The organism is Lentzea sp. NPDC051213 (genome assembly GCF_044455585.1).
Taxonomy (GTDB): domain Bacteria; phylum Actinomycetota; class Actinomycetes; order Mycobacteriales; family Pseudonocardiaceae; genus Lentzea.
Map to the genome: position 1 here is coordinate 77,855 of NZ_JBITEX010000006.1, position 15,964 is coordinate 93,818.

A 15,964-nucleotide genomic window follows, 5' to 3' on the forward strand; every position below is an offset into this window, starting at 1 on the left:
CATGCGCTGGTGAATGTGGCAGTGGATTCGTTGAGGGAGGTCACGGCCACCCGGTACGTGACGCCGTTCCGCGAGGGCGGTTCCATGCCGGGGCTGGTCGAGGCCGACGACCTGGGTATGTACGTGGTGAAGTTCCGCGGCGCCGGACAGGGCGTGAAGGTGCTGGTCGCCGAGATCATCGTCGGCGAGCTGGCCCGGCGGCTGGGCTTCCGCATACCCGAGATCGTGCTGGTGCACCTCGACCCGGAGCTGGCGCGCGCGGAACCGGACCAGGAGGTCCAGGAGCTGCTGCGGGCCAGTGGCGGCCTCAACATCGGCTTCGACTACCTGCCCGGTTCGTTCGACTTCAACCCGGTCGTGCGCGACCCCGGCGTCGGGCTCGCGACGAAGCTGCTGTGGCTGGACGCGTTGGTGCTCAACGTGGACCGCAGCTGGCGCAACCCGAACATGCTGCTGTGGCACCGCCAGGTGTGGCTGATCGACCACGGCGCCTCGCTGTACTTCCACTACTCGTGGAGCCAGGAGAAGCCCGCCACGAAGGACTTCCGGTTCGACCCGTCCGACCACGCGATGCTGCCGAACGCCGGCGCACTGTCCGATGTGGACGCCGAGCTGGCAGGGCAGGTGACGCCGGAGCTGCTCGACGAGGTGCTCGCGCTCGTCCCGGACGAGTGGCTGGAAGGCGTCCCGGCCGAAATGCGGCAGCGCTACAAGGACTTCTTCACCTACCGCCTCGCGAACCGCGGCTGGGTCGACTCGCTGGAGGCCGCGCGTGCCGCACGTGTTTGAGTACGCCCTGCTGCGGGCGGTACCGCGGCAGGAGCGGGGCGAGTTCATGAACGTCGGCGTCATCGTCTACTGCGCCGCGCTGGACTTCCTGTGCGCGAAGACCTATGTGGACGGTGACCGGCTGCGGGTGCTGGACCCGCAGCTGGACGTCGAGGTGCTGGAGACGAGCCTGAAGCACCTCACGAACTCGTGCGACGGCACGCCCGACGCCGGTCCGGTGAGCGGGACGACGATCGGGCAGCGTTTCCGCTGGCTGACCGCGCCGCGCAGCACCATCGTCCAGACCTCACCCGCGCACACGGGGTGGACCGAGGACCCGTCGGCCGAGGTCAACCGGCTTTTCGAAGCACTGGTGCTGCCTCCGAGGTAGGTTTCCTCGCAACCTGAACGGGCGCTTCGCGTCCCTAGGTGCAAAGCGAAACTAACGCGATCGGGGTTGGCGACACATGAGCGCTGGGTATCACCACGGCTACCAGCAGCCGCGGCGTCCCATGCCGCCGCAGCGGCCGAGGAAGAAGAAGCGTCCTGGGCGCGTGATCCTGGTGCTGCTGCTCGTCCTGGTGCTGGGCACCGTCGGATTCGGGTTCTACGTGGACTCGACGCTGACGCGGATCGACGCGCTGCCGGACTACGAGGGCCGTCCTGCGGAGACGCCGGGCACCACGTGGCTGCTCGTCGGTTCGGATGCGCGCGAAGGCCTGACGCAGGAGCAGAAGGACGCGCTCGCCACGGGTGACGCCGCCGGGCGGCGCACCGACACCATCATGATGTTGCACCTGCCGGACAACAGCGCCGCAAAGCCGACGCTGCTGTCGATTCCGCGTGACTCGTACGTCGCGATCCCGGAGAACGGCCGCAACAAGGTCAACGCCGCGTACGCGTTCGGCGGGCCGAAGATGCTCGTGCAGACCGTCGAGGGTGCGACCGGCGTGCGGATCGACCACTACATGGAGATCGGCTTCGGCGGGTTCTCCGACATGGTCGACGCGGTCGGTGGTGTCGACATCTGCATCGACGAGCCGATCAAGGACCCGCTGGCCGGCATCGACCTGCCCGCGGGCTGCCAGGAGCTCGACGGCCCGAAGGCGCTCGGGTTCGTGCGGACCCGCGCGTTCGCGACCGCCGACCTGCAGCGCGTGCAGAACCAGCGGAAGTTCCTGTCGGCGTTGTTCGAGAAGGTCAAGAGCCCGGCCACGCTCGCGAACCCGTTCCGGGTGATCCCGCTGATGAACGCGGCGTCCGGTTCGGTGTCGGTCAACCAGGACGACCACGTGTGGCACCTGGCGAGCGTCGCGCTCAACATGAGCGACGCGACGAGCGGAACGGTGCCGGTCGGGTCCACGCCGACGGTGCCCGGGGCGGGCTCGGTCGTGCAGTGGAACAAGGAGAAGGCTTCTCAGCTGTTCGACCTGATCAGCAAGGACGAGCCGATTCCGGCCGACCTGATCGCCCCTCCGAAGTAGCTGTTCCTACTGCTTGACGGGTGCGGGAGTGGGCTCCGCGCCCGTCAGTCCGGCCTCCTGTGCGATCTCTTCGAGCTCGCGCAGGAGGTCGTCGTAGATCGGTGTTGCTGACATCGTGTAGCCCCCTCTTGCAGATCTTCCCCCGAACAGGTGACGGGAGCTTACGCCCCTGTACCCAGGCGGATCGCCAGATATGCCTGAGCGCGACTAAATGTTGGCTAAACCCACCTTGCTACCAGGCATTATGTGGGGCCGCCACATGTCGGTCACGGCGCGTGACCCCTACCGTTCTGGGGTATGTCGAGTGTTGCGGGTCACACCGCGCTGGTCACCGGAGCCGCGAGCGGGATCGGCCTGGCCTGCGCCCGCGCGCTGGCCGCTGAGGGCGCCGAAGTCCATCTGGTCGACCTCGATCCCCAGGTCCTGACCTTCGCCGCCGAACTGGGCGGTACCGGGCACGTCCTGGACCTGACGGGCTCGGTCGAGGTGTTGCCCGCCGAGATCGACATCCTGGTCAACAACGCCGGCGTGCAGCACGTCGCGCCCATCCACGAGTTCCCCGCCGAGCGCTTCTCGGCGATGGTCGAGCTGATGGTGGTGGCGGCGTTCCGGCTCACCCGGCACGTGCTGCCGCACATGTACTCCCGCGGCTGGGGCCGGTTGGTCCACATCTCCAGCGTGCACGGGTTGCGCGCGTCCGCGTTCAAGTCGGCCTACACCGCCGCGAAGCACGGCCTGGAGGGGTTCTCCAAGGTCGCCGCGCTCGAAGGTGCCCCTCACGGCGTGACGTCCAACTGCGTCGCGCCCGGCTACGTGCGGACCCCGCTGGTGGAGCGGCAGATCGCCGACCAGGCGCGGGTGCACGGGATTGCTCCTGAAGAGGTACCCGCGCAGATCTTCCTGCAGCGCAGTGCGGTGAAACGGCTGCTCGAGCCTTCCGAGGTGGCCGCCGCCGTGTTGTGGTTGTGCGACAACAGTTTTGTCACCGGCACGTCGCTGGTCGTCGACGGCGGCTGGACCGCGCAATGAGGCGCGGTCCCTCACGGAGGAGTTCTCGATGATCAAAAAAGTGGTAGGCGCTTCGCTCATCGGAACAACGGTCGAGTGGTACGACTTCTTCCTCTACGGGTCGGCCGCCGCGCTGGTGTTCAACAAGCTGTTCTTCCCGACCGCGGATCCGCTGACCGGCACGCTGCTCGCGTTCACCACGTACGCGATCGGCTTCCTGGCGCGGCCGCTGGGCGGCCTGGTGTTCGGCCACTACGGGGATCGCCTGGGGCGCAAGAAGTTGCTGGTGCTGTCGTTGCTGCTGATGGGTGGCGCGACGATGTTGATGGGCGTGCTGCCGACGTACGCGACGATCGGGCTGGCGGCGCCGTTGCTGCTGACGTTGCTGCGGCTGGTGCAGGGCTTCGCGCTGGGCGGTGAGTGGGGCGGGGCCGTGCTGATCGTGTCCGAGCACGGCGATCCGGCGCGCCGCGGGTTCTGGGCGTCGTGGCCGCAGGCCGGTGTGCCGTGCGGGAACCTGCTGGCGACCTCGGTGCTGGCGGTGCTGGCGGCGGTGCAGTCGGACGAGGACTTCCTGGCGTGGGGCTGGCGGATCCCGTTCCTGCTGTCGGGCGTGCTCGTGGTGATCGGGCTGTGGATCCGGTTGACGGTGTCCGAGTCGCCGATCTTCCTGGCCGCGCAGGAAAAGCTGGAGAAGGCGCCCAAGCTCGAGAAGCCTCCCGTGGTGGAGCTGCTGAAGCACAACTGGCGCGAGGTGCTGATCGCGATGGGCGCGCGGTTCGCCGAGAACGTGTCGTACTACGTGATCACGGCGTTCATCCTGGTCTACGTGGTGACCGGGCTCGGGCTGTCGAAGTCGGTGGGGCTCAACGCGGTGCTCATCGCCTCGGCGGTGCACCTCTTCGCGATCCCGATGTGGGGCGCGTTGTCCGACCGGTTCGGGCGGCGGTCGATCTACCTGATCGGCGCGGTCGGCATGGGCGGGTGGATCTTCGCGTTCTTCGCGCTGCTGAACACCAAGGACCCGGTGCTGATCACGCTGGCGACGACGGTCGGGCTGGTGCTGCACGGCGCGATGTACGGGCCGCAGGCGGCGTTCTTCTCGGAGATGTTCGGGACGCGGGTGCGGTACTCGGGCGCGTCGATCGGCTACCAGCTGGCGTCGATCGTGGCCGGTGCGCTCGCGCCGCTGATCGCGACGGCGCTGTTGCAGGCCTACAAGTCGTCCGTGCCGATCGCCATCTACGTGCTGATCACCTGCGTGGTGACGACCGCGGCGATCCTGATCGCGCGTGAGACCCGTGGTGCGGATCTCGAGGGACGTGACAGGGTTGGGGTGTGACACGACGGCGTGAGGCCGAACTGGCGGCGTTGTTCGAGACCGCGTCCGAGCTCGCGGGCATCCGCGACCCGGACGCGGTGCTCCGCTCGATCGTGCGGCGGGCGCGGACGCTGCTCGGCACCGACGTGTCGTACCTGTCGATGAACGACCCGGCCGGCACCTACATGCGGGTGACGGACGGGTCGGTCTCGCCGTTGTTCCAGAAGGTGCGGCTGGGCCTGGGAGAGGGCCTCGGCGGTCTGGTGGCGCAGACCGCGCGGCCGTACGCGACCTCCGACTACTTCGCCGACGCCCGGTTCAACCACACCAGGCCGATCGACTCGGCGGTGCACGACGAGGGCCTGGTGGCGATCCTGGGCGTGCCGCTGAAGCTCGACTCGAAGGTCATCGGCGTGCTGTACGCGGCGGATCGTTCGTCGCGGGAGTTCCCGCCGGAGGAGGTGGCGCTGCTGTCGTCGCTGGCCGACCACGCGGCCATCGCGATCGACACGGCGTCGTTGTTCGCGACGATCCAGTCGCACAACGAGGCCATGAAACGCGCCGAGGAGGCGCACGACCGGTTGACGGACCTGGTGCTGCGTGGCGGTTCTTCCGCCGAGGTGGCGGCGGCCGTGGGGGAGCTGCTCGGCGGGCCGGTCGAGGTGCTCGACACGGTGCCGTCGCTCGCGGTGCGGGCCAACGGGCGGGCCGTGCTGGTCGGTTCGACGTGGGTGTGCGCGGTGCTGGCCGGTTCGGAGCTGCTGGGCGGGATCACCCTGGCCGGGCGGCCGGAGCTCTCGGACGCGGAACGGCGGTTGTTCGAGCGGTCGGCGGCGGTGACGGCGTTGTTGTTGCTGCTGCGCAGAACCGTGGCGGAGGCGGAGAACAAGGTCCGCGGCGAGCTGATCACCGACATCCTGGACGGGCGGGACCCGGCCGGGCTGCTGGCCCGTGCGCGGCGGGTGGGCGTGGAGCTCAAGGATCCGCACGTCGTGCTGGTTGCCGACGGGAATCTTTCCGCGGCAACGCACTACGCGTCGGTCCACAGAGGACTTGCCGGGTCGCGTGGCCGCGATGTCGTGCTGGCGTTGCCGTCGCCGTCCACGGAGGTGGCGCGCGAGGTCGCGAAGGCGCTGGACGCGACGGTCGGTGCCGCCGGGCCGGTGGTGGGGCCGGTGGCGATCGCGGAGGCGTTCGGCGAGGCACGGCGGTGCCTGCGGGCGTTGCAGCAGCTGGGGCGCAGCGGTGAGGCCGCCACGATGGCCGACCTGGGGTTCGTCGGGGTGCTGCTCGGCGATCGTGCGGACGTCTCCGGGTACGTGCGGTCGGTGCTGGGGCCGGTGCTGGACTACGACACCGAGCGCGGCACGGAGTTGGTGCACACGCTGGAGGTCTACTTCGCCTGCGGTGCGAACCTGAGTCGTGCCAAGGCGGAGCTGCACCTCCACGTCAACACGGTGACGCAACGGCTCGACCGGGTGTCGTCGTTGCTCGGCGACTGGCAGTCGCCGGACCGGTTGCTGGAGATGCAGCTCGCTCTGCGGCTACTGCGCCTGCTGTAGCGCGTCTCCGGCGGGCGCGTCGCTGTTGCCGAACGGTTTGGCGATCAGCATGTAGACACCGCCGATGCCGACCACCAGGACGCCGGACAGGATGACGACGTAGTTGTCGTACCAGGGTGCGTCCGGGGTGCGCGGCCAGACCATGTTGACCATCGCGGCGACGCCGTACGCGAGCGCCAGGACGTTGACGATCATGCCCCAGCGGCCCAGCGTGAACTCGCCGGACGGCACCCAGCCCTTGAGCCTGGCGCGGAGTGCGGCGAACACGACCATCTGGAAGCCCAGGTAGATGCCGAGCGTCGCGAACGACACGATCTTGGCCAGCGCGTCCGAGGACAGCATCGACGCGAAGATGATGATCGCCGGGATGATGCCGGCGAGCGCCAGCGCGTAGGGCGGGATGTGGCGCTTCGGGTTGAACTTCGCGAGCGCCTTGTGCCCGAACAGCATCTTGTCGCGGGCGTAGGAGTAGGTGAGCCTGCTGGCCGCCGCCTGGAGGCTCATCGTGCAGGAGAGGAACGAGATCAGCACGACCGCGATCACGATCTTGTAGCCGACCGGGCCGAAGGCGTTCGTCAGGATGTTGGTGACGGGGTCGGCGTCCTCGCCGCTGATGACCTTGCCGAAGTCCGGTACCGCGAGCAGCAGCGACAGGCACGCGAACGTGGCCGCCGCGCCGCCGATGTAGATGGTGCGGCGCATGGCCTTCGGGATGACGCGGCCGGGGTCCTTGACCTCCTCGGCGGTGTCACCGCACGCCTCGAAGCCGTAGTACTGGTAGAGGCCGATGATGCCGGCGGCGAAGAACGCGGGCAGATAGCTGCCGGAACCACCAGCGCCGAAGCTGTCGAACAGCACGCCCAGGCCGTGGATCCGGTTGTCGGCGAGCAGCCAGATGCCGACCGCGAGCGCGCCGATGATCTCCGCGGCGAACCCGAAGATGGCGGCCCAGCTCAGCACCTTGGTCCCGGCGTAGTTGATCAGCGTGGAGACCACGATGATCGCGACCGCGCACAGCACCGTGTTGCCGACGGTGGCGGTGTAGCCGAGAAGTGTTGCCAGATAAGGGCCCGCGCCGTAGCTGACGGACGCGATGGTGACCAGCAGGGCGATCATGTACACCCAGCCGGTCATCCACGCCCAGCGCTTGCCCCACAGGCGGCGCGCCCAGGGGTACACGCCGCCCGCGACCGGGTACTGCGCGACGAGCTCGCCGAACACGAGCGCGACCAGGAACTGGCCGACGCCCGCGACGACGAAGCTCCAGATCATCGGCGGACCGCCCAGCATCAGGGCGGTGCCGAACAACGTGTACGTGCTGACCACGGGGGAGAGGTAGGTGAAGCCCAGCGAGAAGTTCGCCCAGGGACTCATGTCCCGCTTGAACTCCGACGTGTAACCGAGATCCCGGAGCCTGTCCTCGGCTGTTGCTGTCACTACGCCTCCTTGATCAGGTCCGCGGCGCGTTCTCCAATCATGAGGACGGTGACCATGGGGTTCACCGTCGGCATCGTGGGGAACACGGACGCGTCGACGACCCGGAGGCCCTCGAGTCCGATGACTTTCAGCTCACCGTCCACAACGGACCCGATCGCGCACGTGCCGGCCGGGTGGTAGACGGTGTGGGCGGCCCTGCGGCCGTACTCGGACAAAGCCTCGTCGCTCGTGACGTCCGGTCCGGGCGCGATCTCCCGCTTGAGCCAGGACTTCAGCGGTTCCTGCTCGGCGATCCTGCGGGCGATCCTGAAGCCGTCGACGAGGGTCTGCTCGTCGTAGCCGTCGGGGTGGGTGAAGTAGCCGAAGTCGAGTGCGGGCTTTTCGGCGGGGTCGTTGGACTTGAGCCACAACCGGCCCTTGCTGTGCGGCCTGGGGATGTTCGGCGTCATGCAGACCCCGTGCTCCACCTTGGGATAGCCGAGGCGTTCCGTGTTGGTGGTGAACGGGATCTGGTAGAAGTGGAACATCAGGTCCGGGCGCGGGTCGGTCTCGTCGCGGCGGATGAAGAGGCCTGCGTCGGAGTCCATCACCGAGTTCTCCGGCAACGGTTTCGTGGTCTCCCAGACGATGACGGACTCCGGGTGGTCGAGCAGGTTCTCGCCGACGCCGGGCAGGTCGTGTTTCGGCTCGATGCCGATGCTGCTCAGGTGTTCGGCGTCGCCGATGCCGGAGAGCATCATCAGCCGCGGGGTGTCGATGGCACCCGCGCAGAGCAGAACCTCTTTGCCGGCCTCGATGTAGCCCTTGTCGGTGTGCACGCCGATCGCCCGGTCGCCGTCGAACTCGATCCGGCCGGCCCAGGTGTTGAGCAGCAGGGTGAGGTTGCGGCGGTCCAGGATCGGGTGGACGTACGCGGTGCTCGCCGACGACCGCTGGTTGTTCTTCTCCGGGTGGTAGGCGAGGGAGAAGAAGCCGACGCCGTCCTCGAACGGCCTGGCGTTGAAGTTGTCGATCTCCGGGACGTCGACGGCCTTCTGCGCGGCGGCGACGAAGTCCTTGGCGATCGGGTTCCGGTCCTTCTCCTCGACCGGGATGATGTTGAGCGCGACCTTGTCGTAGTACGGGCCGAGCGCGTCCCAGGTCCAGCCGTGGCCCCAGTCGTCGAAGTCCTGCGGCAGCGGGTTGAAGCAGATCAGCGTGTTGTGGCTGGAACAGCCGCCGAGGACCTTCGCCCGGCTGTGCCGGATGTGCGAGTTGCCCCTGGGCTGCTCGACCGTGGGGTAGTCGTAGTCGTACTCGGTCTCCAGCAGGTTGATCCAGTTGCGCAGGTTGAGGATCTTCTCGTCGCCGACGTCCGACGGGCCGCCTTCGATGACCGCGACCGTGATCGAGGGATCTTCGGTGAGCCGCGCGGCGAGCACGCAGCCGGCCGTTCCGCCACCGACGATCACGTAGTCGTATGCGGTCACTTGGGATCCTTTCGCGCGAACCAGTTCTGGGCTTCAGGCTTGAGGTTCTGGTACACGTGCTTGGGCTCGGTGTACTCGTGCAGACCGGCGGTGCCGAGCTCGCGCCCGACACCGGAGCGCTTGAAGCCGCCCCACTCGGCCTGCGGCAGGTACGGGCCGAACTCGTTGATCCACACCGTGCCGTGACGGAGCTTCTTCGCCACCCGCTGGGCCTTGTCGAGGTCCTGGCTCCAGACGCCGCCGGCGAGGCCGTAGTCGGTGTTGTTGCCGAGGCTGACGGCCTCTTCCTCGGTCGTGAAGCGCTCGGCGGTGATGATCGGGCCGAACGTCTCGTCCTGGACGAGCTTCATGTCCTTGTGGCAGTCCGCGTAGACCGTGGGGCGGAAGAAGAAACCGTTCTGCAGCTCCGGTTCGTCCGGGCGCTTGCCGCCGGCCTTGAGGGTGGCGCCTTCGTCTTTCGCCACCTGGATGTAGCTCTCGACCTTGGCGCGGTGCTCGGCACTGACGAGCGGACCGGACTCGGTGTCCTCGTCGAAGCCGTTGCCCAGCTTGATGAGGTCGGCCCGGCGCGCGACCTCGTCGACGAAGTCGTCGTAGATGTCGGTGTGCACGATGAGCCTGGTGCCGGACGAGCAGACCTGGCCCGCGTGGAAGAACGCGGCGGTGAGCGCGTAGTCGACCGCGGTGTCGATGTCGGCGTCCGCGAACACGATGTTCGGGTTCTTGCCGCCGAGCTCCAGCGCGACCTTCTTCACGGTCTTCGCGGCCGCGGCCATGATGCGCTGCCCGGTGGCGAAGCTGCCGGTGAACGAGATCAGGTCGACGTCGGGGTGCTCGCTCAGCGGCGCTCCGACCTCGGGGCCGGTGCCGAGGACGAGGTTCGCGACGCCGTCGGGCAGCCCGGCCTCCTGCAGCAGCTCGAACAGCTTGATCGTGGTGAGCGGGGTGATCTCGCTGGGCTTCGCGACAAGCGTGTTGCCCGCGAGCAGAGCCGGGGCGATCTTCCAGGAGACCTGCAGCAGCGGGTAGTTCCAGGGGGCGATCATGCCGCAGACGCCGACCGGTTCGTAGTCGATGCGGCTGATGACGTCCGGCGGTGTGCCCTGGACGATCTTCGGGTGCAGCAGGCCGGCCAGGTTGCCGTAGTAGCGGAACACGGCGGCGACGTCGTCCACGTCGATCCGGCTCTCCACCAGCGTCTTGCCGGTGTCGAGCGTCTCGGTGCGGGCGATGTCCTCCTTGTCGCGTTCCAGCAGGTCGGCGACGCGGTTCAGGACGGCGGCACGGTGCTCGGGGGTGGAGTGCTGCCAGTCGCCGTGGTCGAAGGCGTGCCGGGCCTTCGCGATGGCGGCTTCGGCGTGTTCGCGGGTCTGGTCCTCGACCTCGGTGATGACGCTCTGGTCGAAGGGGTTGATGATCTGCCGCACCGGCGACACGGACTGCCTCCCTGTTCGTATGTCCACGAAGGACATCGGGGTATAGCCGGTCGCCGGTGGCGGTAAACCGTGACGACCGTCTCTACTTGAGATTCCTGCGGAATCGGGTGAAAAGACGAGCGTTGCTCATTGCCAGGATGCCGACGACGTCCTCCGGGTTGGCACCGTCTCGATAGGTCGCGACGAACTTCCGGTCCTCGATGGACCCATCTTCGACGCGAACATCATTTGTCGCTCGTCCGATGAACTGGATGCGCACGCCGTACTGATCCGACCACACATAACCGCCGTTGGTGTGCGTCGCGACCGTGTCGCCCGCCAGCAGGTTGCGAGCGGCAACTTGCGCCTGCTCGGTAGCGCTCGTCCAGTGCTCGGCGCGATGTCCGGCGCAGTTCGCGACGTCGCCGACGGCCACGATGTTCTTGAGGTTTGTCACGCCGCCCGCGTCGCACACGACGCCGTTGTCAATCTTGACGGGCCCGCCTGCGAGCCAGTCCGTGGCCGGACGCGTGCCGATGCCGGCGATGACGACTTGAGCGTTGACATGACGACCGTCGCCGAGCTTGATCCCGTCAACCTCGGGGTTGATCCCGTCATGCTTGATGTTGACTGAATCAACATTGACGCCCGTAATCAACGTTGACCCGTGGTCGCCGTGCAGCTGTCCACACGCCGCGCCCATCTCCGCACCCAGCACCCGCGTCAACGGCGTCGGCAACGCCTCGACGACGGTGACCTCCTTGCCGAGCGCGCGCGCACTGGACGCGACCTCCGCACCGATGAAGCCCGCGCCGATGACGGCGACGCTCTGGGCGTCAGTCAGGGCGTTGCGGAGCCTGGTGGCGTCGTCGAGGGTGCGCAGCACATGACTGCCCGGGATGGCCCGCGGCAGCCCACCGGTAGCGATCACGACACCGTCGGCCGCGATCGTCCCGTCCTGCAACGCGACCTCGCCGCTCGACAGCAGCGCGGTGGCCCGGTTGCCGAGCCGCCACTCGACGTTGAGCGCGTCGAGATCCTCCTGGTCCGCGAGCGGCACCGCCTCACACTTGCCGAGGAGGAAGTCCTTCGACAGGGGAGGCCGGTCGTAGGGCAGGTGCACCTCGTCGCCCACGACGACGATCCGCCCGTCGAACCCTTGCTGGCGCAGTGCCTGCGCCGACCTCAAACCGGCGAGTGATGCGCCAATGATCGCGATCGTCCTCACGCCACGTCCTCGTTCACCTCGACATCGACATAGACCTCTCCATCTTTCACAAGAACGGGGTAGGTCTTCACTCGTCTTTTGGCGGGCAGACAAGTGGGCTCGCCGGTGCGAAGGTCGAAGGACGCGGCGTGCAGCGGGCATTCGACGAAACAGCCCTCGAGCCACCCCTCGCTGAGGGAGGCGTCCTGATGGCTGCAGGTGTCGTCGATCGCGTAGAGCACGCCGTCGGCGTTGAACACGGCGATCGGCGCATGGGGACCGACGATGCGCACCGCCTCTCCTGGGGGCAGGTCCGTGAGAGCGCAGGCGCGGATCATCGTCGGCCTCCGTTGCGTTACGCGGCACGCGTTCCGAATGACGCAACACAATGTGCGGCCCCAACGACGCGCCGTCAAGAGTTCGAGCGGGTTGTTTTGCCCTGCGACTACTGTTGCGTGATGAGCAACTCCGATTCGGCAGCTCAGGTGCAGTCCGTGGATCGAGCCATCAGTGTGCTGGAACTTCTGGCCCAGGGAGAGGCCGGCATCACCGAAATCGCAGGTGAGCTGGGGGTGCACAAGTCCACGGTGTCGAGACTCGTCTCCGTCCTGGAGGCGCGTGGCCTGGTCGAGCAACTCGGAGAAAGAGGCAAATACGCGATCGGTTTCGGCGTGGTGCGCCTGGCCGGTGCAGCCACCGGCCGCATGGACCTCACCAAGCTGGGCCAGCCGGTCTGCCAGTCACTCGCCGACTCCTTCGGCGAGACCGTCAACATCGCCGTCCACGACGCCGGCGTGGCCATCAACATCACCCAGGCCCGCGGCTCGGCCGCCGTCTCGGCGGTGAACTGGATCGGCCAGCGAACACCCCTGCACGCCACCTCGTCCGGCAAGATCCTGTTGGCCTATCTGGCTGCTGACGAGCGGAAGCGGCTGGTGTCGTTGCCGCTCGACTCCTACACCGAGAACACCGTCATTTCTCCTGATCAGCTGCTTTTGGAGCTGGAGACGGTGGCTTCGCAGGGCTATGCCGCGTGCTTCGAGGAGTTGGAGCTTGGGCTGCACGCGGTCGCTGTTCCGGTGCGGGGGCATCGGGGTGAGGTTGTTGCGGCCATGAGTGCTTCTGGGCCCTCGTATCGGTTGTCTCGGGAGCGGGTGGAGCAGATCATTCCGGCGATGTCTTCTGCCGCGGCTGATCTTTCGGCTCAGCTTGGGTACTTCGCGGGCTGATCTTCGTTGGCCTTCTCGGGCCGGTCTCCGCGGGCTGGTCTCCCCGGGCTGATCTTCGACGGCCTTCGAGGGCCGGTCTCCCCGGGCTGGTCTTCGCTGGCCTTCGCGGGCTGCTCTTCGCAGGCCGCTGATCTTCCTGGCCTCTGGGACGGCTTCGGCTCGGTCAAGTAGCTGCTCGGGCCTCGGCTTCACCTGAACGTGTTGTCCTGAATCGCCCCCTTCGCAGTCTTGTTCTCGGAGGGCCGGAAGGTCCGGCCGTGTGACCGAGCGTGAAGGGGGCTTCGGCGTGTTTCACCCGATCGACGTGTCCCAAAACGCTGTTACGGTCGTCGCGTATAAGGAATCGCGCGGGGCGCCGAGCTCCACGTGGGCCTGCCTCGCACCGGGGCTGTCCCGCCTGGCAGAGACTCCTCGTCGGTCAGCACGCGGCGGTAGCCCAGCGGCTCCACCGCCAGGCCCGGCTGGGTCAGCCGTCGCTTGATCGACTCGCGGACCCAGTGGCGGACTCCATCCCCCGGACTCCATCCCCCGATTGTCGGCCTGCCGCTGGGCCGAACCTCACCGGATGTCCGTTTCCGGCGTCCTCCAAACCTCCGCCGCCCGAACGCGGTATTGACACCTGGACGCGCTGGGCGCAACTTGTTGCAGATAGCGGAACAGGTTCCGTTCCGCGCAACGGCGGCGAAGGGGTGTCCAGATGCCTGGAGATGTGCCTCGCGTGGTGCTCGTGGGGGCGGGGATCGTCGGCTGTGCGCTGGCGGACGAGCTCACCGAACGGGGCTTCACCGACGTCACGGTCCTCGACCAGGCGCAGGGCCTCGCCGCCGGCGGCTCGAGCAGTCATGCGCCGGGGCTGGTGTTCCAGACCAACTCGTGCCGCAGCATGACGGCCTTCGCCCGCTACACGGTCGAGAAGTACACCGCGCTGGGGTGCTTCGACCAGATCGGCGGGCTGGAGATCGCCACGACGCCTGCCCGCCTGGCCGACCTCACCCGCCGGCACGGGTGGGCCACGTCGTGGGGTGTGCCGAGCCGGCTCATCGGGCCGGACGAGGTGGCTCGGCTGCATCCGTTGCTGGACCCGGAGCCGATTCTGGGCGGGTTCCTGATTCCTAGCGACGGCCTTGCCAGGCCCGTGGCCGCGGCGGAGGTGCAGGCGCGGCGGGCCGTTGGGCGGGGCGCGCGGTTCGAGTTCGGGCAGAAGGTCGTCGCGGTCGAGACCGCTGGGGATCGGGTCACCGGTGTGCGGACCGAGACGGACACCTATCCCGCCGACATCGTCGTGTCGTGTGCCGGGATGTGGGGGCCGGTGCTGGGGGAGATGGTCGGGCTGACCGTTCCGCTCGTGCCGATGGCGCACCAGTACGCGTTCACGGGCAAGGTGGGGGTCGGTGCGGAAGCGCTTGCGCGGCAACCCATTCTGCGGCACCAGGAGGCGGACCTGTACTTCCGGGCCCACGGTGAGGCGTTGGGGATCGGGGCCTACGGGCATCGGCCCATGCCGATCGCGGCCAGGGACATCGCCGGGTCGGAGTTGCCGTTCACCAAGGAGGACTTCGAGCCGTCGTGGGAGGCGGCCGTCGAGCTGATTCCGGCGTTGGCCGAGGCCGGGCTCGAGAGCGGGTTCAACGGGCTGTTCTCGTTCACGAGTGACGGGATGCCGTTGCTCGGGGAGCATCCGGGGCTGCGCGGGTTCTGGGTGGCGGAGGCGGTGTGGATCACGCACTCCGCCGGTGTCGCGCGGTCGATGGCCGAGTGGATCGTCGACGGGCAGCCCGAGCTGGATCTGCATTCCAGTGACCTCAACCGGTTCGAGCAGGTGCAGCTCGCGCCGGACTACGTGCTGGAGCGCAGCTGCCAGAACTTCGTCGAGGTCTACGACGTGCTGCATCCGTTGCAGCCCATGGAGAGTCCGCGGCCGCTTCGGACCAGTCCGTTCTACGAGCGGCAGAAGCAGCTCGGGGCGTTCTTCCTGGAGGCGTCCGGGTGGGAGCGGCCGCACTGGTACGAGGCCAACGCTGACCTTCCCGAGATCGCGGAAGTGCCGCCGCGCAACGAGTGGGCCGGGCGGTACTGGTCGCCGATCTGCGGGGCCGAGGCGCTCGTGACGCGTGAGCGGGTCGCGATGTTCGACATGACTCCGTTGAAGCGGCTGGAGGTCAGCGGGGCGGGTGCGCTGGAGTTCTTGCAGCGCATGACGACCAACAACCTCAACCGCAAGCCCGGCGCGGTCGTGTACACGTTGCTGCTCGACGAGCAGGGTGGGGTCAGGAGCGACCTCACGATCGCGCGGCTCGACCGGGACACGTTCCAGGTCGGTGCGAACGGCAACCTCGACTTCGAGTGGCTCACGAGGCACGCGCCGGACAACGTCTACATCAAGGACATCACGGCCGGCACGTGCTGCATCGGTTTGTGGGGACCGAAAGCACGCGACCTGCTCGACGGGGTCGCGCACACGCTGGACACGCAGAAGGCGTACTTCACGGCGCAGCGGGCGTTCATCAAGAACGTGCCGGTGACGGCGCTGCGACTGTCCTATGTGGGCGAACTCGGCTGGGAGCTCTACACCACGGCGGACATGGGGGCGAAGCTGTGGGACACGCTGTGGGAGGCGGGGCAGGAGCACGGGGTCATCGCGGCCGGGCGCGGGGCGTTCAACAGCCTCCGGCTGGAGAAGGGATACCGGTCGTGGGGCACCGACATGACGACCGAGCACGACCCGTTCGAGGCCGGGATCGGGTTCGCGGTGCGCAAGGACAAGGACTTCCTGGGCAAGGAAGCGCTCGACAAGCGCACGTCCGGGAAGAAGCTCACGTGCCTCACCATCGATGACGCGCACAGCGTCGTTCTGGGCAGCGAACCCGTGTTCCACCGCGGGGAGCCGGTCGGCTACGTCACCAGCGCGGCCTACGGGTACACGACCGGGCTCAACATCGCCTACGCGTGGCTGCCCGGCGACATCGACGACGAGGTGGAGATCGAGTACTTCGGCACCAGGATCACGGCACGGCCCGCGCAGGAGCCGTTGTTCGACCCCGAGATGAAGCGGCTCAGGGGTTGA

Annotated in this window: 13 protein-coding genes; 8 read left to right on the top strand and 5 right to left on the bottom strand. The window is 67.8% G+C overall.

What is annotated here, in order from left to right:
- Positions 1 to 9 precede the first annotated feature (9 nt).
- From ACIA8G_RS26525 to ACIA8G_RS26550, 6 genes are all read left to right on the top strand, one after another.
- Entirely contained in the window at positions 10 to 789 is a 780-nt protein-coding gene (locus ACIA8G_RS26525) for a HipA family kinase (RefSeq protein ID WP_396421362.1), read from the top strand.
- Entirely contained in the window at positions 773 to 1,159 is a 387-nt protein-coding gene (locus ACIA8G_RS26530; RefSeq protein ID WP_396421363.1) for a DUF3037 domain-containing protein, read from the top strand. Before ACIA8G_RS26525 ends, ACIA8G_RS26530 begins: the two co-directional genes overlap by 17 nt.
- Before the next feature lie 76 nt (positions 1,160 to 1,235).
- Positions 1,236 to 2,252 carry an LCP family protein gene (locus ACIA8G_RS26535; RefSeq protein ID WP_396421364.1) on the top strand — a complete coding sequence of 339 codons (1,017 nt, stop codon included), beginning with the start codon at positions 1,236 to 1,238 and terminating at the stop codon, positions 2,250 to 2,252.
- A 297-nt stretch (positions 2,253 to 2,549) separates the two neighbouring features.
- Positions 2,550 to 3,281: a 3-hydroxybutyrate dehydrogenase gene (locus tag ACIA8G_RS26540; RefSeq protein ID WP_396421365.1), complete on the top strand. Its 732-nt coding sequence runs from the start codon at positions 2,550 to 2,552 to the stop codon at positions 3,279 to 3,281.
- A gap of 28 nt (positions 3,282 to 3,309) precedes the next feature.
- On the top strand, positions 3,310 to 4,602 hold the full coding sequence (locus ACIA8G_RS26545; protein WP_396421366.1) for an MFS transporter: 1,293 nt from the start codon (positions 3,310 to 3,312) through the stop codon (positions 4,600 to 4,602).
- Positions 4,599 to 6,143 (top strand): helix-turn-helix domain-containing protein, encoded by a 1,545-nt coding sequence (locus tag ACIA8G_RS26550; protein ID WP_396421367.1) that lies wholly within the window; start codon positions 4,599 to 4,601, stop codon positions 6,141 to 6,143. The genes ACIA8G_RS26545 and ACIA8G_RS26550 overlap by 4 nt, the downstream gene beginning before the upstream one ends.
- Here ACIA8G_RS26550 and ACIA8G_RS26555 read toward each other — a convergent pair.
- From ACIA8G_RS26555 to ACIA8G_RS26575, 5 genes are read right to left on the bottom strand one after another with little or no spacing between them, the layout of a single operon-like run.
- Positions 6,126 to 7,580: an APC family permease gene (locus ACIA8G_RS26555; protein WP_396421368.1), complete on the bottom strand. Its 1,455-nt coding sequence runs from the start codon at positions 7,578 to 7,580 to the stop codon at positions 6,126 to 6,128. The genes ACIA8G_RS26550 and ACIA8G_RS26555 overlap by 18 nt on opposite strands.
- On the bottom strand, positions 7,580 to 9,049 hold the full coding sequence (locus tag ACIA8G_RS26560; protein ID WP_396421369.1) for a GMC family oxidoreductase: 1,470 nt from the start codon (positions 9,047 to 9,049) through the stop codon (positions 7,580 to 7,582). The genes ACIA8G_RS26555 and ACIA8G_RS26560 overlap by 1 nt, the downstream gene beginning before the upstream one ends.
- Positions 9,046 to 10,521, bottom strand: a complete 1,476-nt coding sequence (locus ACIA8G_RS26565; protein ID WP_396421370.1) for an aldehyde dehydrogenase family protein — start codon at positions 10,519 to 10,521, stop codon at positions 9,046 to 9,048. Before ACIA8G_RS26565 ends, ACIA8G_RS26560 begins: the two co-directional genes overlap by 4 nt.
- 46 nt (positions 10,522 to 10,567) lie before the next feature.
- Positions 10,568 to 11,692 (bottom strand): NAD(P)/FAD-dependent oxidoreductase, encoded by a 1,125-nt coding sequence (locus tag ACIA8G_RS26570; protein WP_396421371.1) that lies wholly within the window; start codon positions 11,690 to 11,692, stop codon positions 10,568 to 10,570.
- Positions 11,689 to 12,009, bottom strand: coding sequence for a bifunctional 3-phenylpropionate/cinnamic acid dioxygenase ferredoxin subunit (locus ACIA8G_RS26575; RefSeq protein ID WP_396421372.1), 321 nt, complete (start codon positions 12,007 to 12,009; stop codon positions 11,689 to 11,691). The genes ACIA8G_RS26570 and ACIA8G_RS26575 overlap by 4 nt, the downstream gene beginning before the upstream one ends.
- A gap of 120 nt (positions 12,010 to 12,129) precedes the next feature.
- Between ACIA8G_RS26575 and ACIA8G_RS26580 the strand changes: the two genes are divergently transcribed.
- Positions 12,130 to 12,900: an IclR family transcriptional regulator gene (locus ACIA8G_RS26580; protein WP_396421373.1), complete on the top strand. Its 771-nt coding sequence runs from the start codon at positions 12,130 to 12,132 to the stop codon at positions 12,898 to 12,900.
- Positions 12,901 to 13,597: 697 nt separating this feature from the next.
- The gene (locus ACIA8G_RS26585; protein ID WP_396421374.1) at positions 13,598 to 15,964 is read left to right on the top strand and encodes an FAD-dependent oxidoreductase; all 2,367 of its coding nucleotides are present in this window, start codon (positions 13,598 to 13,600) and stop codon (positions 15,962 to 15,964) included.

Coding starts and splice junctions, on each gene's coding strand:
- ACIA8G_RS26580 (WP_396421373.1), top strand. CDS start 12,130: ATGAGCAACTCCGATTCGGCAGCTCAGGTGCAGTCCGTGGATCGAGCC.
- ACIA8G_RS26575 (WP_396421372.1), bottom strand. CDS start 12,009: ATGATCCGCGCCTGCGCTCTCACGGACCTGCCCCCAGGAGAGGCGGTG.
- ACIA8G_RS26565 (WP_396421370.1), bottom strand. CDS start 10,521: ATGTCCTTCGTGGACATACGAACAGGGAGGCAGTCCGTGTCGCCGGTG.
- ACIA8G_RS26545 (WP_396421366.1), top strand. CDS start 3,310: ATGATCAAAAAAGTGGTAGGCGCTTCGCTCATCGGAACAACGGTCGAG.
- ACIA8G_RS26535 (WP_396421364.1), top strand. CDS start 1,236: ATGAGCGCTGGGTATCACCACGGCTACCAGCAGCCGCGGCGTCCCATG.
- ACIA8G_RS26585 (WP_396421374.1), top strand. CDS start 13,598: ATGCCTGGAGATGTGCCTCGCGTGGTGCTCGTGGGGGCGGGGATCGTC.
- ACIA8G_RS26540 (WP_396421365.1), top strand. CDS start 2,550: ATGTCGAGTGTTGCGGGTCACACCGCGCTGGTCACCGGAGCCGCGAGC.